Annotated in this window: 19 protein-coding genes; 17 read left to right on the top strand and 2 right to left on the bottom strand. The window is 62.1% G+C overall.

Translation table 11 applies throughout. From position 1 onward, the window contains the following. Positions 1–8 precede the first annotated feature (8 nt). On the bottom strand, positions 9–1,706 hold the full coding sequence (locus tag NWV16_RS10940) for a sulfatase-like hydrolase/transferase (protein WP_260523016.1): 1,698 nt from the start codon (positions 1,704–1,706) through the stop codon (positions 9–11). Positions 1,707–2,095: 389 nt separating this feature from the next. Between NWV16_RS10940 and NWV16_RS10935 the strand changes: the two genes are divergently transcribed. The 17 genes from NWV16_RS10935 to NWV16_RS10855 all read left to right on the top strand — a co-directional run bounded on the left by NWV16_RS10935 (position 2,096) and on the right by NWV16_RS10855 (position 20,870). After that, positions 2,096–3,448 carry a UDP-glucose dehydrogenase family protein gene (locus tag NWV16_RS10935; protein WP_260523015.1) on the top strand — a complete coding sequence of 451 codons (1,353 nt, stop codon included), beginning with the start codon at positions 2,096–2,098 and terminating at the stop codon, positions 3,446–3,448. Beyond that, positions 3,445–4,482 carry an NAD-dependent epimerase/dehydratase family protein gene (locus tag NWV16_RS10930; RefSeq protein ID WP_260523014.1) on the top strand — a complete coding sequence of 346 codons (1,038 nt, stop codon included), beginning with the start codon at positions 3,445–3,447 and terminating at the stop codon, positions 4,480–4,482. Before NWV16_RS10935 ends, NWV16_RS10930 begins: the two co-directional genes overlap by 4 nt. Positions 4,483–4,500: 18 nt before the next feature. After that, positions 4,501–5,247 (top strand): sugar transferase, encoded by a 747-nt coding sequence (locus NWV16_RS10925; protein ID WP_260523013.1) that lies wholly within the window; start codon positions 4,501–4,503, stop codon positions 5,245–5,247. Continuing rightward, the gene (locus NWV16_RS10920) at positions 5,247–5,894 is read left to right on the top strand and encodes a CpsD/CapB family tyrosine-protein kinase (protein WP_065261825.1); all 648 of its coding nucleotides are present in this window, start codon (positions 5,247–5,249) and stop codon (positions 5,892–5,894) included. Before NWV16_RS10925 ends, NWV16_RS10920 begins: the two co-directional genes overlap by 1 nt. A gap of 20 nt (positions 5,895–5,914) precedes the next feature. Continuing rightward, positions 5,915–6,940: a polysaccharide biosynthesis/export family protein gene (locus NWV16_RS10915; protein ID WP_065261824.1), complete on the top strand. Its 1,026-nt coding sequence runs from the start codon at positions 5,915–5,917 to the stop codon at positions 6,938–6,940. Between the two features lie 17 nt (positions 6,941–6,957). Then, the gene (locus NWV16_RS10910; protein ID WP_260523012.1) at positions 6,958–8,550 is read left to right on the top strand and encodes a Wzz/FepE/Etk N-terminal domain-containing protein; all 1,593 of its coding nucleotides are present in this window, start codon (positions 6,958–6,960) and stop codon (positions 8,548–8,550) included. Beyond that, a complete protein-coding gene (locus NWV16_RS10905) occupies positions 8,535–9,641 on the top strand; it encodes a glycosyltransferase family 4 protein (RefSeq protein WP_409519380.1) in 1,107 nt (368 codons plus the stop codon). The genes NWV16_RS10910 and NWV16_RS10905 overlap by 16 nt, the downstream gene beginning before the upstream one ends. After that, on the top strand, positions 9,638–11,008 hold the full coding sequence (locus NWV16_RS10900) for an O-antigen ligase family protein (protein WP_260523010.1): 1,371 nt from the start codon (positions 9,638–9,640) through the stop codon (positions 11,006–11,008). The genes NWV16_RS10905 and NWV16_RS10900 overlap by 4 nt, the downstream gene beginning before the upstream one ends. Continuing rightward, positions 11,005–11,973 (top strand): glycosyltransferase, encoded by a 969-nt coding sequence (locus NWV16_RS10895; protein ID WP_260523009.1) that lies wholly within the window; start codon positions 11,005–11,007, stop codon positions 11,971–11,973. The genes NWV16_RS10900 and NWV16_RS10895 overlap by 4 nt, the downstream gene beginning before the upstream one ends. Beyond that, positions 11,966–13,102, top strand: a complete 1,137-nt coding sequence (locus tag NWV16_RS10890; RefSeq protein WP_260523008.1) for a glycosyltransferase — start codon at positions 11,966–11,968, stop codon at positions 13,100–13,102. Before NWV16_RS10895 ends, NWV16_RS10890 begins: the two co-directional genes overlap by 8 nt. Positions 13,103–13,115: 13 nt before the next feature. Beyond that, on the top strand, positions 13,116–14,117 hold the full coding sequence (locus tag NWV16_RS10885) for a polysaccharide deacetylase family protein (RefSeq protein WP_260523007.1): 1,002 nt from the start codon (positions 13,116–13,118) through the stop codon (positions 14,115–14,117). Continuing rightward, positions 14,114–15,433: a lipopolysaccharide biosynthesis protein gene (locus NWV16_RS10880; protein ID WP_260523006.1), complete on the top strand. Its 1,320-nt coding sequence runs from the start codon at positions 14,114–14,116 to the stop codon at positions 15,431–15,433. The genes NWV16_RS10885 and NWV16_RS10880 overlap by 4 nt, the downstream gene beginning before the upstream one ends. Further along, positions 15,430–17,352, top strand: a complete 1,923-nt coding sequence (locus NWV16_RS10875; RefSeq protein ID WP_260523005.1) for a hypothetical protein — start codon at positions 15,430–15,432, stop codon at positions 17,350–17,352. Before NWV16_RS10880 ends, NWV16_RS10875 begins: the two co-directional genes overlap by 4 nt. Before the next feature lie 68 nt (positions 17,353–17,420). Then, positions 17,421–18,110, top strand: a complete 690-nt coding sequence (locus tag NWV16_RS10870; RefSeq protein WP_260523004.1) for an N-acetyltransferase — start codon at positions 17,421–17,423, stop codon at positions 18,108–18,110. Positions 18,111–18,114: 4 nt separating this feature from the next. Then, a complete protein-coding gene (locus NWV16_RS10865) occupies positions 18,115–19,299 on the top strand; it encodes a GNAT family N-acetyltransferase (RefSeq protein WP_260523003.1) in 1,185 nt (394 codons plus the stop codon). Next, positions 19,271–20,062 carry a ChbG/HpnK family deacetylase gene (locus NWV16_RS10860; protein ID WP_260523002.1) on the top strand — a complete coding sequence of 264 codons (792 nt, stop codon included), beginning with the start codon at positions 19,271–19,273 and terminating at the stop codon, positions 20,060–20,062. The genes NWV16_RS10865 and NWV16_RS10860 overlap by 29 nt, the downstream gene beginning before the upstream one ends. A gap of 115 nt (positions 20,063–20,177) precedes the next feature. After that, positions 20,178–20,870 carry a GNAT family N-acetyltransferase gene (locus tag NWV16_RS10855; protein WP_260523001.1) on the top strand — a complete coding sequence of 231 codons (693 nt, stop codon included), beginning with the start codon at positions 20,178–20,180 and terminating at the stop codon, positions 20,868–20,870. Between the two features lie 49 nt (positions 20,871–20,919). On the opposite strand, the gene NWV16_RS10850 is transcribed toward NWV16_RS10855, so the two are convergent. Continuing rightward, positions 20,920–21,726 (bottom strand): class I SAM-dependent methyltransferase, encoded by an 807-nt coding sequence (locus tag NWV16_RS10850; protein WP_260523000.1) that lies wholly within the window; start codon positions 21,724–21,726, stop codon positions 20,920–20,922. Positions 21,727–21,730: the final 4 nt, after the last annotated feature.

The raw sequence follows: 21,730 nt of genomic DNA, 5'->3' as shown, positions 1-21,730 counted from the left end.
GCGATGAGTTACTGCCCTGCTGCAACACTGGTCGACGCCTCACCCGGCGTCACAATGCTGTTCAGGTCGATGTGCTTCCACTCGGGCCTGGCCCCCAGCCGCGCATTGAAGCGGTAGTTGAAGGTGAAGTCGTCCGCCGTCGGCACGCTCAGCGGTTTGCCGTAGACCGGCTCGATCCCCGCCAGGTCATAGCCCATCAACTGCAACAGTGTCGGGAAGATGTTGTAGTGACTGGAGCGATCCTTGTTCGCCGCCAGTTGTGCCGACCAGTCCAGCGTGTGCAATTGATCGCCCTGGATCACCACCAGTGGTACCAACCCTTCCTCTTCTACCGGATCGCCGCCGCAATGGGTGTTGAGCCCCGGGTTGCCGCGTTCGTGGAGATCCTGACCGTGGTCCGAGGTGTAGATGAGCAGCGCGTTGCTCAGGTTGGCCTGAGCGAACACCCGCGAAAAAAACTCGCCGACGTTCCACAACACGGTGTTCTTGTAGGCGTTGCGGTACAGCACCCAGTCATCCGGCTGGCCGTTGAAACCGTCGCGTTTGCCGGTGTCGGCGATTTCAGTGAATTGCCCGCGCGGCAAGGTCGGACGGTAGGCCATGAAGGCGTCCGGGTATTTGTCGTGCACCGGGAAGTGCGCGCCGACCTTGTTGATCACCACCAGCTCCGGTCTGTCGTCGTTGAGCCGCTCGATCAGTTTGGCAGCGGCCGCCATGTCGCGATCGCGGACACTGGTCTGGTCGAATTGCACGAATTCGTCGATGTCCTTTTTTTCGGTGTCGGTCATCAGGTTCTGCAGGTTGCCGCCGGTGCGCTGGGCATCGATGTAGACCGTGCGCAAGCCGGCCTTTTTCGCGTACTGCCAGATCGACGGCATGGTGCTGTTGATACGCATGTAATCGCCACGGGTGCCGCCGTAGCGCAGCGTCACGTTGGTGTCGGCGCTGCAATTGGCGATGGACGCGGCGTAACCGTAATTGAAAATGTCCACGCCGGGATGCGCTTGCTTGAGGCTGCTGTGCACGCCGAACGGCGTGTTGATGTCCAGGTAATTGCCGGAAATGCTTTCGTCGATGATCAGCACGATGTCGTGACTCACTGCGGGGCCGTTGCGCGCCAGAGTCACCGGTTCACGGGGCCCGACAGTATTGTGCAGCGCCTCGTAACCGAACAGGTTGAGGTAGGCCAGCGGCGTGTACATGATCGGCAAGCCCCGCGCGCCCTCCCCGGCCCGCACAAACAGCACGGCGCTGAGCAGCAACACACCCATAATCGGCGCTGCGACTCGCAACGGGCCGGGAACCGGAATCGAATGACGCGGCCGCAGGCCGATACCGAGCAGCAGCAACAGACCGTTGAGCACACCATGAACGATCGCGTCGCGGTACTGGTAAGCCGCTTCCTGGATGAAGCCGCCGGAGTACACCAGCGAGACAAAACTGCTGTACGTCAGGTAGTCGGCAGTCACCCGTGTATACACATCAAAGAACACCGCCGAGACAAACATCGCCAATGCGAACAAGTGCCGAATGAAAGTCTGCCTTATATAGGCCGTTAGTAATAATGCGAAAGTCAGCGCCAAAAACATCGCGCCAAAAAGCAGTACTGCCGGACCGATTCCCATGGCGTTTAAACGCTCAAGGTAATAATCGGAATAAAGCAGTAGATAGATAATTAAAAGCAATTCTTTCAAATATCGAAACATGGCGATTCCGGGCACTGGCAACAGGTATTGTCAATCGCTTGTCGGTCAATTTCTGACACTAGCAGCGAGACTTCAAAGCGCAAGAATTGTCGGACTTTGGCCAAAAGCGTCAAAAAAACATTGACTCAAAACTGACACACCCAAGTCGCTACAGGCCTTGAATTTTGTGGCCTACGACCGTTTATCGCTTTCTTGGAATTGTGAAAAACATGTCAAGGACGGGACAAATCCAGATACAGCAAGTACTTGATGGCCATTAGCCCCAAAAAACGGGGGTGTTATACACATGCAACATGTCATTTTGCTGACACGGTTTTCTCACCCTGCGCTATACCCCTTTTGACAGTTCCAATTCGATCTTCCTCCACCGTCTTACGAGGCACGCCAATATGGACGTGAGCGTATTTGGTACGGGCTATGTTGGCCTGATACAAGCTGCGGCACTTGCCGATGTCGGACATCGAGTACTGTGTGTCGATATAGACCCGAACAAGATTAAACAACTGCAACAGGCGGTTCCGCCTATCAGTGAACCGGGGCTGTCGGCCACTCTGGAAGAAAACATCAAGGCCGGCCGTCTGTTGTTCACCACCCAGGCCAGCGATGCCGTCGAACATGCAGAACTGATCTTCATCGCGGTGGGTACACCGGCTGACGAGGACGGTTCCGCCGACCTCAGCCACGTGCTCAATGTGGCGCAGCAAATCGCAAGCTTCATGGAGGCCGATCGCACCTTGATCATCAAGTCCACGGTGCCTGTCGGCACGGCGGATCAGGTGCTGGACACTGCCCGCAACGAATTGCGTCGGCGCGACAAAAGCGGCGTGAACGTGCGGATCGTGTCCAATCCCGAATTTCTCAAGGAGGGCAGCGCCCTCGCCGACTGCATGCGCCCGGACCGGATCATCGTCGGGACCCTTGACCCCGAGGCCCGTGCGCAGTTGAGCGAGTTGTATGCGCCGTTCTGCCGCAACCACGAAAAACTGATGTTCATGGACAATCGCAGCGCCGAGCTGACCAAGTACGCGGCCAACGCGATGCTCGCCACCCGCATCAGCTTCATGAACGAACTGGCCAACCTCACCGAACGGCTGGGCGCCGACATTGAAGCGGTGCGCAAGGGGATCGGTTCCGACCCGCGCATCGGCTATCACTTCATCTACCCTGGCTGCGGTTTTGGTGGTTCGTGCTTCCCCAAGGATCTGCGCGCCCTGCTGCACACCGCCGAGCACAACGGCATGCCGCTGAAACTGCTGCGCAGTGTCACCGAGGTCAATGACAGCCAGCGGCACATTCTGTTCAGCAAACTCAAGGCACAGTTCCCGCAGGGGCTGGCCGGCAAATCCATCGCCATCTGGGGCCTGGCGTTCAAGCCCAACACCGATGACATGCGCGAAGCGCCCAGCCGTTATTTGATGGATGCGCTGTGGGCCGAAGGTGCGAGCGTGCAGGCCTACGATCCGGAAGCGATGTCCGAGTGCCGGCGCATTTACGGCTACCGCGATGACCTGCACCTGTGCGCCACCCGCGACGACACCCTGGAAGACGCCGATGCGCTGGTGATCTGCACCGAATGGAAGAACTTTCGCGTGGTGGACTTCGAGCTGCTGGCCGAAAAACTGCGCTCCAAAGTGATCATCGACGGACGCAACCTCTACAACCCGGAACAAGTGGCCGCCGCCGGCCTGCACTACAGCGGCATCGGCCTGCGGCATATCGCGCCTGACGGGGTGCGGCCATGAAGATCCTGGTCACCGGTGCAGCCGGCTTCATTGGCGCTCATTGCGTGTTGCGCTTGATGCGCGACGGGCATCAGGTCGTCGGCCTGGACAATTTCAACGCCTACTACGACCCGCAGCTCAAGCATGATCGCGTGCGCTGGGTGCGCGGTCAGGTCGGTGACTTCCAGATCGCCAGAGTCGATCTGGCCGACGCTGCCGCCGTCGATGCGCTGTTTGTCCGCGAATGCCCGCAAGTGGTGATCCACCTGGCGGCGCAGGCCGGGGTGCGTTATTCGCTGGAAAACCCACAGGCCTACCTGAACAGCAACCTCAGCGGTTTCCTGAACATTCTGGAAAGTTGCCGGCATCACCCGGTCGAGCATTTGATCTATGCCTCGTCGAGTTCGGTGTACGGCGCCAACCAGCACACGCCGTACACGGTGCATGACGACGTCAATCATCCGTTGTCGCTGTACGCCGCGACCAAAAAAGCCAATGAGCTGATGGCCCACAGCTACAGCTACCTGTTCGGCATTCCCTGCACCGGGCTGCGCTTTTTCACGGTGTACGGACCCTGGGGCCGGCCGGACATGTCGCCGATCCAGTTCGCCCGGGCCATCACCGAAGGCCTGCCGCTGAAGCTGTTCAACTACGGCCTGCACCAGCGGGATTTCACCTACATCGACGACATCGTCGAGAGCATCGCCCGCCTGACGACGCACCCGCCGCATACCCATCCGGAATGGGACCGCGAACACCCTGACGCGGGCAGCAGCATGGCGCCGTGGTGCCTGTTCAACATCGGCGGCCACCATCCGGTGGAGCTGAAAACCTACCTGGCCCTGATGGAAAAACACCTTGGCCAGAAAGCCATTGTCGAGCTGCTGCCCTTGCAACCGGGCGATGTGCTCAACACCTGTGCCGACACCGATGATCTGGCCCAGGCCACCGGGTTCCAGCCCCGGATAGAGCTGGATGAAGGCCTCGGGCGTTTCGTCGCCTGGTATCGCGATTACTACCCGACGGCCTGTCGCCCACGCGCCGTTCGCGGCTGAACACCAGCGGAGGACTCCATGACTGGACATGAGAAAGGTGTACCGATCCAACATCTGGTTCGCGACAAACGCATGGATCCGGAACATCGAATGCGCCTCGACGCGGCCATCCACCGCCAGGGGCAAGGCTGGGTGACCGGGCGCGAGGGTGGCCGTCCCTGGCAACTGTCGCGCACCAACCGGGTCCTGGCCTGCATTGGCGCGCTGGTCATTCTGCTGATGATTTCGCCGCTGCTGATCGGCCTGGCCATCGCCATCAAGCTCACCAGCAAAGGTCCGGTGATGTTCGTGCAGAAACGCACCGGTTATCGCGGGCGCAAGTTCGGCATGTTCAAGTTCCGCACCATGGTCGCCAACGCCGAAGAACTCAAGGAGTCGCTGCGCCACCTCAACAAGCACGGCGCCGACGCGATCGACTTCAAGATCGATCAGGACCCGCGCATCACCCGCATCGGCGGTTTCCTGCGGCGCACCAGCCTCGACGAACTGCCCAACCTGATCAACGTGGTAACCGGCGACATGCGCCTGGTCGGCCCCCGCCCGACCTCGTTCAACGCCTACCGCTACAAGGACAAGCACCTCGCCCGTCTGGCGATCTACCCCGGCATGACCGGCCTGTGGCAGATCTCCGGGCGCAGCAACATCGACTTCGACCAGCGCGTTGAGTTGGACCTCAGCTATATCGCCGAGCAGAGCCTGTTGCTTGATTTGAAGATCCTGTTGAAAACCCCTTTCAAAGTATTCAGCGGCCACGGAGCAAGCTAATGGACGGTTCAACCAACAAAAGCCTGAGCATTGCCAGCCCCAGCGAGTCGAACCTGGCGTCGACCGTGCTGGACCTGGATCTGCGGATCCTGTTCCTGACCGCCGCCAATCCCGGCGCCGGCACCACCACCAGCGCCCTGGCCATGGCCAGTCAACTGGCGCAGATGAGCAGCGGTCTGGTGCTGTACGTCGACGCCAGCCAGTCGGCGAACAACCTCACCCAGCAATTGAACCTGAGCAAGGAGCGCGGTCTGCGCGACCTGCTGTTCAACGCCGAGAACCCGCCGTTGTTGCAGGACTGCGTGGTGCAGGTGTCGAGCCTGCCCTTCCACGTCCTGCCCAACGGCCGGCCGATCCGCACCATGGAACACCTGACCGCCGAACGCCTGAGCCCGTTGCTCGACCAGTTGGGCAGCCAGTACCGCTTCGTGGTGATCGACGGCGATGCCGTGTACTCCGCGGCCGACACCCTGGTGCTCAGCACTCAGGCCGATGGCGTGGTGTTCGTGGTGCGCGCCGAGGACACCCGCTGGGAAGTCGCCCAGGCCGCCGTGCAACGGCTGACGCAGGCCGGGGCGAAAGTGGTCGGCAGCGTGTTCAACCGGCGCAAGTACTACATGCCCAAGTGGCTGTACAAAAACCTGTAAGCAACGCGAGGGATGACGCAATGAACGCCAAGATACTGGTTCTGCTGATGCTGCCGCTTGCAGGTTGCTCCAGCAATTCGGAAACCCAGACCATGCCGGTGAATATCCTCACCGCCACTCCGGCCAACGCCCAGGCCACCGACATGCCGAGGATCGAGCAAACCCTGCGCCCGCAGGATGTGCTGGATGTGATCTTCCACATCAGCACCAGCGGCTCGGACGCTTACCGCGTGCAGTCGGGTGACCAGATCGGCCTGAACTTCACCGCTGCCAGCCAGCTCAACGGCAATCAACTGGTACTGCCGGACGGCACCATCAATCTGCCGGGCGCCAACACCTCGGTGAAGATCGCCGGACTGACCAGCGATGAGGCACGGGACGAGATCCAGCGCGCCTATCAGCGCAAACAGTTGTTCCAGCCCAACCGCAATCAGTTGACCGTGCAGGTCATCAGCCCGCTGACCAACGAGCAGAACCTCAAAAGCGCCCTCAACCACCCGGCCACCGGCATGAGCCGCGAGATCACCGTGGGTAACGACGGCTACGCAAGCTTCCCGGAAATCGGTGCCGTGCCGCTGCAGGGCATGACAATCAATCAACTGGAAACCTTCCTCAACAAACGCTACGCGCAGCTGCCAGGAAGAATGACCGTGGACGTCATGCTCAAGTCCACCTCCGGCAACGAAATCTATGTGCTGGGAGAAGTCGGCCAGCCTGGTTCCTACCCGATCCGCCGGCCGGTCTCGGTGCTTGAGGCGCTGACCCTGGCCCGGGGCACCAACGTCAAGGCGCGGCTGGACTCGGTGATGATCATGCGCCGCAACGGCAATCAGGTGCAGGCCGTGCGCTATGACGTCGAGAAGGCACTGGCCGGTGACGCCTCGCAAATCGCCTACCTGCAACCGGACGACATGCTTTACGTGCCGAAGACCAAACTGGCGAGCGCCGGTGATCTGGCCCGGCAACTGGCCGACGTCGTGCTGTTCCAGGGCGTGGGGTTCAGCTTCGGCTACCGCGTCGACAACAAAGGCAGCAACAACAACTGACTCTCGGGTGACCTGACATGAATCCAAAGGAAAACTACCTGCATGAGTTCTTCAGGATCTTCTTCGCCAACAAACGGCTGGTGAAGCGTGTCTTCCTGATCTTTGCAGTGATCGCGCTGGTGCTGCCGCTGGTGCTCAAACAGAGCTTCGATATCACCGCCCAGGTGATCGTGCAGTCGAAAAAACTTTCCCAGGGCGACGCGACCACGTCGCTGACCGTGGACAACGCCACCTTCATCCCGCCGTCGCTGGCGGACATGGAAACCGAAAGCAACATCCTGCGTTCGCCGGCGCTGATCCGTCAGACCATCAGCGAGCTGCGGGACAAGGGTGAATACACCCCGCCACCCGGAATGTTCGCCAGGCTGATCGGCGATCCGTTCCGGCGCTTCATCACCTCGCCCCTGCGCCAGTACCTGATCAACCCGCTGCGCAACCTGCTGGGCCTGGAGACCGATCCGGTGCGTGACACCGTGCTCGACGGCCTGACGCAACAGGCCATCGACAGCCTCAAGATCGAGACCCTGCCCGGCTCCAACGTGATCTCGATCATCTACAGCTTCCCCGATCCGCATCAAGGCACGACCTTCGTCACCGCCCTGCTGCAAAACTACCTGGTGAGCCGTCAGGCCCTGCAATCGATCGACCTGCCGCAGTCTTTCTACGAGAGCAAAAAGCACTTGTATCAAGTGCGTCTCGACGGGCTGGAAGCCAATCGTCAGGCATTGCTCGAGAGCGTCGGCGCAGCGGATCCGAAGGAGGAAATCACCTTCCGCCTGAACGCGATCAACACCGAAGAACAGGCGCTGAACCTGTATCAGGATCGCCTGTTGCAAAGCCAGCGCTGGCTGGAGTACCTGAGAACCAGCCTGGCCGCCGCGGCCAACAACAAACTGAACGACTACACCTTTCCCTACACCTTCACCACCACCGTCGACAACGTGGCGTTCGAGGACCGGGAGATCAAACAGCTGGGCGAGCAACTGACCACCCAGGTCAGCCGCTACATGAATGATCTGGCGGTGTTCCAGCCTGGCAGCGAGCCGATGCTGTTGACCCGGGAACAGATCGCCCGGACCCGCCAGCAATTCCTCAAAGTGGTGAGCAACCGCATTCAGGAACGCACCAACGATCTGGCGGTGGTGCAACAGGTGATCGATCAGAAGACCGCGCGCATCGCCGAGTTCAAGGCGCGCATTCGCGATCTGCAGCAGACCCAGAGCAAGCTGCGGCAGATGGACACCGAAATCGACGCCCTGCACGCCGCGTTCTCGACCTACGCCCAGCGCTTCGCCGAAAGCAGCACCACCCGTGCATTGAACGACGACCTGTCCAACGCCCGGGTCCTGAGCCCGCCGTTCGAACCGACCGAGGCGGCGTTCCCCAAACCGTTGCTGATCATTCCGTTCGGTCTGTTCACCGGCCTGCTGCTGGCGATTGCCCTGGTCTACGTGCGCGAGTTCTTCGATCACCGCTTCAAACACCCGGCGCAAATCAGTCACGAACTGGGCGTGCCCGTGCTGCTGGTGATCAACGATGAAAGCACCCAACCCGGCAATCCGTACAAGAACTGGACCGTGCCGAGCTTCATGCACTGGGTGCGCAATTGAACACGCCGTCCACCCCGAACGCCGCGCTGCCGATCATTCATTTGCTCAGCAGCGGCGGCTTCTACGGGGCCGAACGGATGTTGCTGGATCATTGCCTGGCGACACCGGGGCAGCATCAAGTGCTGTTTCTCGATGCGCCAGCGGAGCTGATCGAGCGCTTTCGCGAGGCTGGCGTCGATGCACAGGGTTGCGCCGGTCTCGGCGCCCTGCTCGGGCATCTGCGCCAGCGCCGGGCAGAGCGTCCGTTGATCAACACCCATAACTTCAAGGGCCTGTTGTTCGGCTGGATCGGCGCTTCGCTGTTGCGTCTGCCGCTGGTGATTACGCAACACGGTTTCACCCCGCGCAGCCGCAAGCAGAAGTTCTACACCTGGCTGAGTCTGCAACTGTGCCGCACGGCGTCGGTGGACCGGGTGGTGTGCGTGGCCGAGAGCATTGCGGTGCTGCACCGCCAGGCCAGCGTGCGGGCGGAGAAGCTGCAAGTGATCCCCAACGGTCTGCCGGCGGCGGTCGCCGAGCGCACCCTGCAAGCCGAAAATCCGCGCTGGCTCGCCGGTTATGTCGGCCGACTGAGCAGCGAGAAAGGCCCGGATCTGTTCCTCGATGCCCTGATCCCGTTGTGTCATCAGCATCCGCAGCTCGACGCGGTGATGCTCGGTGACGGCCCGGAACGCGAGGCTTTGCAGGCACGGATCGACGCCGCCGGACTGCAGCAGCGCATTCGTCTGCCGGGTTATCAGACCGACATGCGCCGCTGGTGGCAGCGACTCGACGCGCTGGTGATCAGCTCGCGCACCGAAGGCACACCAATGATTCTGCTGGAGGCCATGCAGACCGGGGTGCCGGTGGTGGCCTTCGGTGTCGGCGGGATTCCCGATGTGCTGGAACACCGGCACAACGGCCTGCTGGCCGCGCCCACCGACAGCAGTGCGCTGAGCCGTCAGCTCGACGCACTGCTGAGTGATCCCGGGCTGGCGCGCAAACTGCGGGACAACGCAAAACGCACGCAACAGGACCGCTACGACCTCAAGGCCCTGGCCGAACGCTGGTCGCAGCTGTATATCCGTACGGCACGGGAGGCACGCGCATGATTTTCCCGCTCTCGATCGTCAGCTTGCTGGGTCTGGTCTGCATCGCCCTGCTGGCCAGCCCGTGGCCCTATCTTGCGCCGGGTGCGGTGCTTGGTCTGGTGGGGTTCGCCGTGCTGTACCGCAAGCCGACCTGGGGTCTGCTCGGCATCGCCGCGCTGGTGCCGTTCGAGGGCTTCTTCAAGGACAGCTCGCTGTCAGGCAGCAAACTCATCGGTGCCTCGCTGACGGTGATCCTGATGCTGCAACTGGCGATGCACCAGATTCCTTCGCAGCGTTTGCGCAGCAATATATGGCGCTACCTGGTCTGGTTCATGGTGCTGTACTTCCTGAGCCTGCTCGACACCGATGATCTGGGCATGTCGCTGGGTCATCTGCGTGAACTCAGCGTCGGTCTGATCCTGTTTGTCATCACCTTGCTGATCGGTCGTGAGCTGAACCTCGACCTGTTCGCCCGCCTGGTGACGCTGGCCGTCAGCGCCACCTGTGCGATGGCGATGTTCTCGACGAAATTCCAGGATCAAGGCCGCGCCGCCGGCCTTCTCGAAGACCCGAACGCCTTCGCCATGCTGATCGCCTTCGCCGTACCGATGGGCCTGCTGCTGATCATTCGCAGCCCGAACCTGTTGCACCGTTTGTTCTGGGGCGGGTGCTGCCTGTTGCTGCTCGGCGGCATGACCAAGACCGAATCGCGCTCCGGGCTGGTGGTGCTGGCTTTGAGTCTGGTGATCGGTTGCTGGCATTACCGGGCGCAACTGACGCGCATCCGGCCCCGGCATCTGGGCTTCGCCATGCTCGGCGCAGCCATCGTGATTCCGCTGGCGATCTACGCCATGCCCGCCGGCTACCTGGCGCGAATCCAGTCGCTGAGCGTGTTGAGCGCCGGCGCCCGCGGCCACGATGACGAATCCCTGGGCCGCCGCGCTTCGTACATCGTGGTCGGCAGCCAGATGATCCGCGAAAACCCGCTGCTCGGTTCCGGCCCCGGCACCTTTCCCCTGCATTACGCCACCACCGGCTACGCCAAGACATTCTCTGCCAACCGCAAGATCGGCGACCTGTACCGCCGGGCCCATAACACCTACCTGGAAATCTTCAGCGAACTGGGGATTCCCGCCGGCCTGCTGTTCGTCGGCATGCTCGGGCTGGGCCTGTACAACATGATGCGTGCGCGCCGCGCCTGGATGCTGCGACGTGACTGGGAGCAGGCCGACATACTGACCCATCTCGGAGTGAGTTACCTGTCGCTGACCCTGTTCCTGATGTTCCTCAGTGCACCGAACCAGAAGTACGTGTGGATCATGCTCGCGCTGACCAGTGTCCTGCGCCTGAAGGCCGAGCAAGCACCGTTGGTGGAGACCAGGGCATGAGCCGGATCAGTGTCGTCATCCCGATGTACAACGAGGGTCGCCACATCGGCCGTACCCTGCTGGCGGCGCAGAAAGCCGCCCACGCCGCCAATGTCGAGTGCGAACTGATCGTGGTCGATAACGGGTCCAGCGATGACGGCCCGCAGATCGCCCGTCAGTTCGGCGCGCAGGTGCTGGTGGTGCCGGGCGTTTTGATCGGCGCCCTGCGCAATCGCGGCACCGCCATCGCCACCGGCGACTGGCTGGCGTTCATCGATGCCGACATTGAAATGCCCGAAGACTGGCTGACCGGGCTGTTCGCCCTCGAAGCCGAAGGCCACGCCGATGTGTTCGGTCTGGACCTGCATACACCAGCGAACGCACCGTGGTACGCCGTGGCCTGGCAACGCCGCACCCTGCGCCCGGTCAGTCATCAGGCCCATGCCGTGGACTGGCTGCCCAGTTCCAACCTGTTGATGCATCGGCGCTGGTTCGACAAGGTCGGTGGCTTCAACGAATCCCTGCGCACCGGCGAAGACAAGGAATTCACCCTGCGCCAGAGCGAACAGGGCGCGCGGTTGCTGTCGGTCAATGAAACCGTGGCCCTGCACTGGGGTTACGAAATGAACTGGCGGGAGTGGATGGGCAAGGAGATGTGGCGTCAGGGCAGCCATTTGCAGCTGCTGCGCACCCACGGTTTCAGCCTGCGCCTGCTGCGTTTTCCGCTGTTTTCGCTGTTGGCGTGGCTGCTGGATCTGCTGGCCATCTCTGCACTGCTCAACGGTTTTCCCCATCACGCAGCGATCATGGTGACCTTGACCACGATCCCGGCGCTGGTGCTGAGCATCCGTCAGAGTCGTCGCCAGCACGATATCGGTCTGACCCTGCAACTGTGGGGGCTGCATTGGGTACGCCTGCACCTGGCCGGCGCAGCGTTCCTTCTCAGTCTGTGTCATTGGAACGCCAGGAGGCCTGCCCGTGGCTGAGTTCATTTTCTGGATGTGCCTGTTGCTCCCGGTGTATGCCTACGTCGGCTACCCGGTGCTGCTGACGTTGCTGGTGCCGTTGTTCCCGGCGTGGCGCCACAGCCCGGCGCCACCGCTGAACATCAGCATCGTGATCGCCGCCCATAACGAGGCGCGGCATATCGAGCACAAGCTGCGCTCGTTGCTGTCCCAGGACTACCAGCCGGCTTCCCTGCAAATCATTCTGGCCAGCGACGGTTCCACCGACGACACCGTGGCCTGCGCGCACAAGGTGGTCGATCCACGGATCACCGTGCTCGACCTGCCGCGTCAGGGCAAAGCCGCGACACTCAATGCCGGCGTGGCCCTGGCTACCGGCGACATTCTGGTGTTCACCGATGCCGACAACCAATGGTCACGGGAAACCCTCGGCTACCTGCTTGCGCCCCTGAGCGATCCGCAGGTCGGCGCCTGCGCCGGGCACATGGTGATTCCCGTCACGGGCGGCGGTTTGAGTGTCGGCGACAGCCTGTACCGGCATTACGAAGGCTGGCTGCGCCGGGTCGAGAATCGCACCGGCTGCATGGTGTCCGCCGATGGCGCGCTACTCGCCCTGCGCCGCGAACTGTTCGAGAACGTGCCGGCGGAAGTCAACGACGACTTTTTCATCAGCACCTGCGCGCCGGCGAAATTCAAACGCATCGTCTATGTGCCTGACGCCCAGGTCATCGATCACGGCGTGGATGAAGCGGACAAACAGTTCCGTCGTCGTCAGCGGGTCACCGTCGGCGGCTTGCAAAGCCTGGCCCAGCGCAGCGAGCTGCTCAATCCGCTCAAGCACGGGCTGTACTCGATTGCGCTGATCAGCCACAAGTTGATCCGGCGTCTGGCGCCGATCCTGTTGCTGCCGCTGCTGTTGAGCAATGTCTGGTTGTGGGATGACCACGGTTTCTATCGGCTGAGCCTGATCGCGCAATTGATCGGCTACGCCATCGCGATTGCCGGTCTGCTGGATTCGCAGCATCGCTTACCCAAACCGTTCCGCCTGGCGGCATTCCTGCTGGTGACCCTGGCCGGGATGACCATCGGCCTGTGGCAGTTCCTGCGCGGCCAGCGTTACGCCCAGTGGAATCCTGACCAGAACCGTTGAGAGGGCTCGAGCCATGGCGATCAAACAACTGATAAAACGCACCAGTGGCTGGCTCTATCTCAACTCGCCCGTGGGACGAAACCAATTGCACGGCGCCGGGGTGATCCTGATGTTGCACCGGGTGCTGTCCAACGACCGCGCCGCCGACCTGCCGCATCGCAATGAACTGTGCGTCGGCCCGAAAGCCTTCGAGCACTTGCTGGTATGGCTGCGCAGGCACTTCGATTGCGTGCCGCTGATGGAAATCCTGCAACCCAACGCCCCGCGCCGCGAGCGCCCGCAGGTGGCGCTGACCTTCGATGACGGCTGGCGCGACAACGCCGCCAACGCCTTCCCGCTTTTGCAGAAACATCAGGTGCCGGCGAGCATTTTTCTGTCCACGGATTTCATCGGCAGCCGCCAGCGCTTCTGGTGGGAAAGCATTGGTGAAACCCTGTGGGGCAGCCACGGTGAAAAGTCGCGCATGCATCTGATCGAATGCCTGCAGGCCACGCACCACCCCTTGCCGGTGTTGCTGGACGACATCGACGTGGATCGCCGCAGCCTCACCTTGCTGCACTATCTGCAAGGCCTGAAGAACTGCGACCCCGCACTGCTCGAACGCCTGACCGGCGAATGCCCGCCAGAGTCTCTGCCCCAGGCGCTGGACTGGCATCAGGTACGGGCAATGGAAGCTTCCGGCCTGGTTCGATTCGGCCCCCACGGTGCCAGCCACGCGATCCTCACCCAACTTGACGATGTGCGCCTGGCCGAAGAAATCAGCCGCAGCCGCACTGCCCTGAACAACGGCTGCAACCGGCCATTGCCGGTTTACTGCTACCCCAACGGCGACAACGACGCACGAGTCCGCGAACAGATCGCCCACCATGATTATCCGTTCGCCCTCGGCACCGCCACCGGCATCTATCGCGGCGCCGGCGATCCGCTGAACCTGCCGCGCTTCGGCGTCAGTCAACGTACGGCGCGCAATCCCGAACTGCTGTCGTGGCGGATCTTTCGTGGGGCGCGGCCATGAGTCGAAGCCGTTACCTCAAGCATTTGGCGCTGAGCATGGGTACCAAACTGGCGATGATCGCCCTGCGCCTGCTGAGGAACGTGTTGCTGGCGCGGATCCTCGGCCCCAGTGAGCGCGGCTTGTTCGCCCTGCTCAGCACCCTGCCCGATCTGATCAGCGCGGCCACCAGTGGCGGTTTGAATTCCGCCGTCGGTTATCAGGCCGCCAAGCAGCGACCGATGGGCTTGCTGCTGGCTCAGGTGCTGGTGTTCGGTTGTCTGCTGGCGGGGCTGTTGACCTTGCTGGTGGTGGCGCTGGTGCGTGAGTTCGGCAGTGAACTGGACGTGACCGTGCAACTGGGCCTGCTGGCGTGGCTGTTGCTGCTGGCGGTGCCGCTGACCGTACTCAAAAGCGGCTTGCTGACGCTGCACAATGCATCCGGCGGTGTGGTCGCCTTCAATGCCTTGCGCCTGGTGGAATCCCTGGCGCCACTGCTGCTGTTTCTCGCGCTGTTCTGGATGTGGAAAGAAGCAGCACTGGAAGCCGCACTGATCAGTTGGCTGGCCGGAATCAGTCTGGTGGTGCTGGCCGGTTGGGTCTGGCTCAGGCGCGCGCAGCCGTTGCGGCTGCAATGGGACCGCGCCAGCCAGAACGAACTGTTGCGCTACAGTGCCCGCAGCCATCCGGATTTGTTGTTCCAGCAGGTCATCCTGCGTTCCGACTACCTGTTCATCGGCGCGCTGCTCGGCAGTGCCGCGCTGGGGCATTACGCCATGGCCAGCGCTGCCGCCGAACTGCTGTTGATCGTCCCCGAAGCGGTGACCACACCGCTGATGAAACGCCTGCTGCAACAGGACGAAGGCATGGACAAGGTCACCCCGCTGGCCCTGCGCCTGACCGCCACGGTGATGCTCGGCGCCTGCCTGAGCATGGCGGTGATCGGCGAATGGCTGATCGTCACGTTGTTCGGCATCGCCTACCAACCGGCGTATCCGGCGCTGCTGGCGTTGCTGCCGGGCCTGTTGGGCCTGTGTTACGCGAGCATTCTGCGCCTCGACCTGTTGGGCAAGAATCGCCCGGGCACGGTGTCGCTGCTGATGGGGCTCGGCGCCCTGCTCAACCTGGCGCTGAACGTGGTGCTGATTCCGACTTACGGCATTGTCGGCGCTGCGGCGGCCTCGTCGATTGCCTATCTGGCGGTGACGCTCGCCATGCTGGTGTTGTACTGCCGGTTGAGCGGCGTGCCGTTCCGGCAAACCCTGATCATCCTGCCCGCCGACATCGCGCCAATGTGGCTGATGTTGCAGCGTCGCTTTTTACAACGGAAATCCGCATGAAAAGCCTGGCCCTGCTGCTCGGTCTCGGCCTGTCGCTGGACGCCTTTTCGGCGTCGATGCGCTGGGGCGACATTCGCGACGGCAGCCTGTACCTGCAAGCGGATCGCCCCGACACAGTGACCGTGCGTTGGGCGCCGGCGTGGCAGGCGGACGCCAACGAAGAACACCTGTACCTGCTCGACGGCCAGGGCAGGTTGCAAGGCGACCGGTTCATCAAGGCCAGTGAAACCCGTGGCAGCCAGAGCTGGCCTTTGCTACCGGGGCCGGCGAGTTATCAACTGGAAATCCCCGGCTACAGCTTTCGCAATTACCGGGTCGAACACGACGAAAACACCGTGGCGCTGTTCGCTCCGGCCAGGGTGCATTTCAGCGCTGAAACCCGTGACGGCGATGAGTTGTTTTTCAAGATTGCGCCGGGTGAACACGCGGTGCTCGCAGGCAAGTTCCACGGCGGCGTCAGCACCTTGCAGGCGCAACGGGTTGGCGACGGGCAACAGCTGTCGCTGGTGCTCAAACCTTATCGCGCCTATTGGCAGTTCGATCAGGTCGCGCTGCCGGTCAGCGACCGTGAACAAGTCTGGCGCCTGCGTCTGCAAGGCAGCGGCAAAGCGGCGTTCTGGCTCGACGGCACGGCCAATCTGTTTGCGCAGAACCCGCAGCAGCTCAAACCGCTGCGCGAAGACGATGGCCAGACCCGGCTGACCCTGCACGACAAGGTCCTTGGCCGCACGCCGGACCTGGGCATCGCCCTGCCCTATGTGACGCCGCCGCCCGCCAGTCACGCCGCCCTCGACGCACTGAAACCGACAGCCGCCAGTTACTACAGTTTCGTCGATGTGACGGCGAAAAAGCCGCACTTCGAAGATGCGTTTCGCCAGGTCTATCAGGACCGCTTCGGCATTCGTCAGGACATCACTTTGCTCGCCGGCAGTCAGCGTCAGGCCGACTTGCGCGCCGACGTGCAAAGCAACGGTGGCCTCGACGCCTGGCTGGCGAGCACGCGACTGCTTGGCGGTAAAGGCACCCACTACATCGGTTTTGCCGACGAGCCCAATCTTAACTATTCGAGTTACGAGCAATACCGCTCGATCTTCTCCAGCATGGCCCGCCAGGTGCGCAGCGATCCGGCCAATGACCGGGCCGGTGTACGCATCGCGATGCCGGCCAGTTCGCGGCTGGTCAACGGCCCGTTCGCCGACAACGCCGCGGACAAGCGCGGCATCGACTGGGCCCGGCGTCTGCTGGGTGAGTACGCCGATCAGGTCGATGCACTGGCCTGGCACGAGTGGATGATCCGCGATCTGCTCGCCACTCGCGTGTACCGCGACAGCGTGCGTCGCGCCGCCGATCTGGTGGGCCTCGATGCCAAGGGCCAGCCGCGCAAGGCCTTGCTGCTGGATCAGACCAATCTGTCCAGCGGCTCGAGCCTGAGTCCCTACGATCAGGAAACCCATTACACCTCGCTGTGGTGGGCCTCGGTGGTGATCAACGCCTCCCAGGACGGCTTGCTGACCATGCTCAACTGGTTCCAGGCCGCCGACGAGCCGCAATACCCCAAAGGCATGCTGCGTGTTTCGGCGGATGAGCAACATTTCGAACTCAAACCCGTGGGCCTGGCCCAGCAGTTCATTCGGCAACACTGGCTGCATGACGTGTTGTGGCTGGAAAACGATGCGTTCGAAGTCGATGTGCTGGCGATGGCCGGCGACGATCAGCGCGGCTTGCTGGGAGTGAACAAGGGCACGCGGTTGCAGCGTGTCGATCTGGCGGGCGCCAAGTGCCCGTTGAACAACGGCGCCCTGCGCTACTTCGGCGCCGACAACCGCAGCCGCGACGCGCCCTACCGTTGTCAGGACGGTCGCGTGCGCTTCGAGTTGCCGGGGCAGACCCTGTTTTCCCTGAGCTGGCGCACTGGATGAACCGCCCGTTGATGTCCTGCCGCGCAGGCGACTTGCCGCGCGATGCCACGTCATCAGGAGTACCGACCATGAACGTTGTGAAAAAAATCAGCGAACACATCAAACAAAGAGGTCTGCGGGCCACGCTGGCCAAGGTGTGGAAGCACTACGTCTTTTTCCATCAGGAACTGCTGTGGATGGAGCGTGATCTTGTCAGCCCGGTGCCGCCCCACAGCCTCAAACCGTATCCGCCGTTGCGCGTGGTGAAAATCACCCCGGACAACGCCAGCGCCTTCGCCCGCTACTTCGGTGACCGCGTCGGCACCATGGCGGAACTGGCCAGTGAAGGTCACACCGGGCACATGCACCTCGACGATCACGGCGATGCAGTGGCCTTCATCTGGGGCAGCGCCCGGGACTATTTCGACCGCCACTACTACGGCTGCCTGTTTCCGGTGAAGCCCGGCGAGTTTTTCGAGTTCGGTGGTGAACTGACCCGTTCCTATTGGGGCACCGAGCTGTCGGTGGATCTGCAACTGGAGCTGTGGAAAGCCATGGCCGCCCAGGGCTGCGACAAGGTGGTGGACGTCTGCGAGTTCCACAATATCCCGGCGCTCAAGCTGCACCTGCGCATGGGCTACACCGAGCAGGGCCGGATCATGAACGTGTACACCCTGTTCGCCCGCTGGCGCTTCTATCGCGAAACCCGCTACAGCGGTTCGCGCCTGGATGCATTGCGCAAACCTTCCCGTCCATCCGTTACAGCAACGGCGACCTGAGCTTATGGCGCGATTCGAATGGCGCACCTCGTTGTGCGCGCCTGACTTCCCGGCAGCGGCCCATGAAGCGCTGCGCCTGCGGGTGACGGACCACACGCCGTTCAACAGCCTCGGCTGGCTGATCGCGGCAGAGCAGACACTCGACGCGAGTGAACATCTGCACATTCTGCTGGGCTGGGAAGCAGACGAATTGCGCCTGTGCCTGCCGCTGGTGGCCGGTCGTGAACGCTTTGGCGGGATACCGTTTGCCGTCGTGCATCACCTCGGCTATCCGCTGGCGGATCGTCTGGCGTTGTTGTCTGTGCTGACAGCCGACGACATGCGTCAGGCGCTGCTGCTGATTCGCCGGCGCATCCCCCACGCGTTGCTGCAACTCAACGAACTGTCAGAGCCTGTGGGCCAAGCAAGCGCCCTCACGCCATGGATGGCCCACAGCTCCAATGCCGAACGACGCCTGAGCTGTCGGGTGCCGGTGCACTTGATCAGCGAGGCAGACCGTCAGGAAGTCTCCGGCGATCCACGCTACAAACTGCGCCGCGCCCGTAAACGGATTGCCGCCTGTGGTGCCGTGGTGCGGCGTATCACGCCCGATGCGCGGAGCATCGGCCCGCTATTGCAAGCCATCGCCGAAGTCGAAGCGGTGAGCTGGAAGGGCGACGAGGGTGTCGGCATCTTCGCCACCGAACGCAGCCGACGTTGCATCGAACACGCTTTCACCGCCCTCGCCGCCCAGGGTCTGGTGCGGGTGGTCACGCTGGAACTGGATGGCCGTTGCATCAGCTACCGGCTTGGCTTGCTCGAACAGGGCCGGCTCTACGATTACAACCTCGCATTCCTGCCGCAGTACGCCGATCTGGGCAGCGGCCGGGTGCTGCTGGAGGAATGGATTCGCTGGGGCCTGGACGATCACTGGCACTGGATCGATGCCTCGCGGGTCAGCCTGGAAAACTCCAGTCATCAACTGCACGAACGCATGACCGGACAACGGGAGCACTGGCGCTGGAGCTTTTACTCATGGCGACCGAGCGGTCTGTTGCTGGGGCTTGGACTGCGTCTCTGGCAGCGGCTCAAACCGAAACTGCAGCAGTGGCGCGCCCAACGCAAAACGGCAATCGCCAAACCTCTCGTCAAACCCGTCGCCATCACCACGGAGGGCGAAAATGCCTCGCCAAGTCATAGTCAACGCTGACGATTTCGGCCTGAGCCCGAACGAAAACGCGGTGATTTTCAGCGCGTTCCAGGCCGGGGTCATCAGCTCTGCCACGGCCATGGCCAACATGCCGGCGTTCGAAGCCGCCTGCGCGATGGCTCGTCATCCCTTGCTGGAAGGTCGGATCGGCCTGCATTTCAACCTGACGTATGGCCGACCGCTGAGCCAGGCAATTCTGGCCCGCTCCACCTTCTGCGACAGCCACGGGGTGTTCGATCTGAGCCTTGCGCGGCACAGTCTGTGGCTGGGTCGCGAAGATCGTGAAGCGGTGCAGCAGGAATTGCAGGCGCAGTGGCAGCGTTGTGTCGATCACGGCGTGCGCCCCAGCCATCTCGACTCCCATCAGCACGTGCACAACATCTGGCCGATCGGCGAGATCGTCGCGCGCTTCGCCGCCCACCAGGGTGTACCGGTGCGACTGGCGCGCAACCTGGGACAAAACCTGAACCTGCCGAAGCGCCTGTTCAAGGGTTTGCTCAACCGTCGTTTGCAAGGCCTGGCCGGTGCGACGGCAGACTATGTCTGCACCCCGGTGGACCTGCGCAACGAGCCTGCGCCGACCGACGGCGTGCTGGAAATCGTCGCCCATCCGAATCAGCTCGGGGCTGATTTCGGTGATGCCTATCTACAACCTGGAGAGTCCCTGAGTCGCGTGCTAGAGCACCGGTTGCCGGGGGTTCCACGGGTTTCCTACGCCAACCTGAACAAGGATTTTCTACGGGGTGCCGCGGCACTCGATTGAGTTACACAACTGGCAACACTTTCGAAGATGGCACTTTGAAATGTACTTGCCAGCTTGATCTATACCCACAAAAGCCAACCACAAAAACACCCGGGCTTCGGCCTCGGAGGGCATCATGAGCGTCATCGAAAAGCTGCGCGAACGCATCAAGCAAAAAGGCCTGGGCCGCACCTTTGCAACCTTGTGGAAACGCTACGTGTTCTTCCATTGGGAACTGCTGTGGATGGAGCGCGACCTGATCAGCCCGGTGCCGCCGCACAAGCTGCGCCCCTACGAAGGCGTGCGCAAGGTCGACATCACGCCGCAGAATGCCGGTGCGTTCGGCAAGCATTTCGGTGACCGTGTGCAGACCATGGCCGAACTCGCAGCCGAAGGTCACACCGGGCACATGTACCTGGACGCCGATGGCCACGCGGTGGCTTTCATCTGGGGCAGTGTCCGCGATTACCACGACCGCCACTATTACGGCTGCAACTTCCCGGTCCAGCCTGGCGAGTTTTTCGAATTCGGCGGCGAAATGACCCGCGCCTACTTTGGCAGCAGCCTGTCGGTGGACGTGCAAGTCACCCTCTGGCAAGCCATGGCCGCCCAGGGTTGCCACAAGGTGGTGGACGTCTGCGAAACCCACAACATCCCGGCGCTGAAGCTGCACATTCGCATGGGTTATCACGAGCAGGGGCGCGTGACACACGTCTATGGACTGTTCGGGCGCTGGCGGTTTTTCCGCGAGACACGCTATGAAGGTTCGCGCCTGGATCCGCTGCGCAAACCGGGGCGGCCGGTGGTGACGGCGGCTGCGCAGGCTTGAAATGATGAAGGCGGCCATTCGGCCGCCTTCGTGATGCGATGTTCGAACTTCAGCTTTTCACCCCCACCCAAGTAAAACACATCGGCATCTGCGCCTCGCGGTTCAGGTATTGGTCATACGCCTCTTCCCGGTTCGAATGCTGGTACTCCTTGAAGTGCGCAATGTTCAGCCCGGCTTCGAGGGCCGCGGTGAAGAGGGCACCGAGGGTGTGCATGAACCAGTACGACGGCGCGGCCGGTTGCTCGACCTTGCCGACGTAGACGATCGGCTCCTGCTGCACGAACGGCTCGCGACGAAAGTACGAGGTCGCCAGGCGAAACGGATCCTCGGCCTCGGGATCGACCATTTCCAGAAACGGGTGGGTCTCGTAGATCACCAGTCGTCCGCCCGGTTTCAGGGTCGAGGCGACGTGGCGGAAGAATTCGCCGATGTCGGGCATCCAGTTGAGGACGCCGATAGTGATCAGCGCCACGTCGAAACGACCGCGCAGCGCTTCAGGCAGGTGGTGAATATCGGCTTCGATGAATTCGGCATTGTGCGGCGAACGCTTGTTCAGTTCGCGGGCCTGTTCGAGAAACGCGCTCGACTGATCGATACCGACCACGCTCCGTGCGCCGAGGGCGAACAGTGACAGGCTCTCGCGGCCGTTGTTGCAACACAGCTGAACGACGTCTTTGCCATCGACACCGACCTGCTCGAGCAAACCGCGAAGGGTGTCGTCGAGGCAGGAAAAGTCAGCCTGCGTGACTTCGGTCAGCAAGGCCTGCCAGTCGGGCGAATCCTGATGATGACGGGCGGAATCATTCCACGCCTGACGATTGCTCTCGACGGCATTTTTATTGTTTGGCACTTCCATGGCG

It is taken from the genome of Pseudomonas sp. BW7P1 (genome assembly GCF_024981055.1).
Taxonomy (GTDB): domain Bacteria; phylum Pseudomonadota; class Gammaproteobacteria; order Pseudomonadales; family Pseudomonadaceae; genus Aquipseudomonas; species Aquipseudomonas bananamidigenes.
This window is presented reverse-complemented; position numbering and strand designations above follow the sequence as displayed.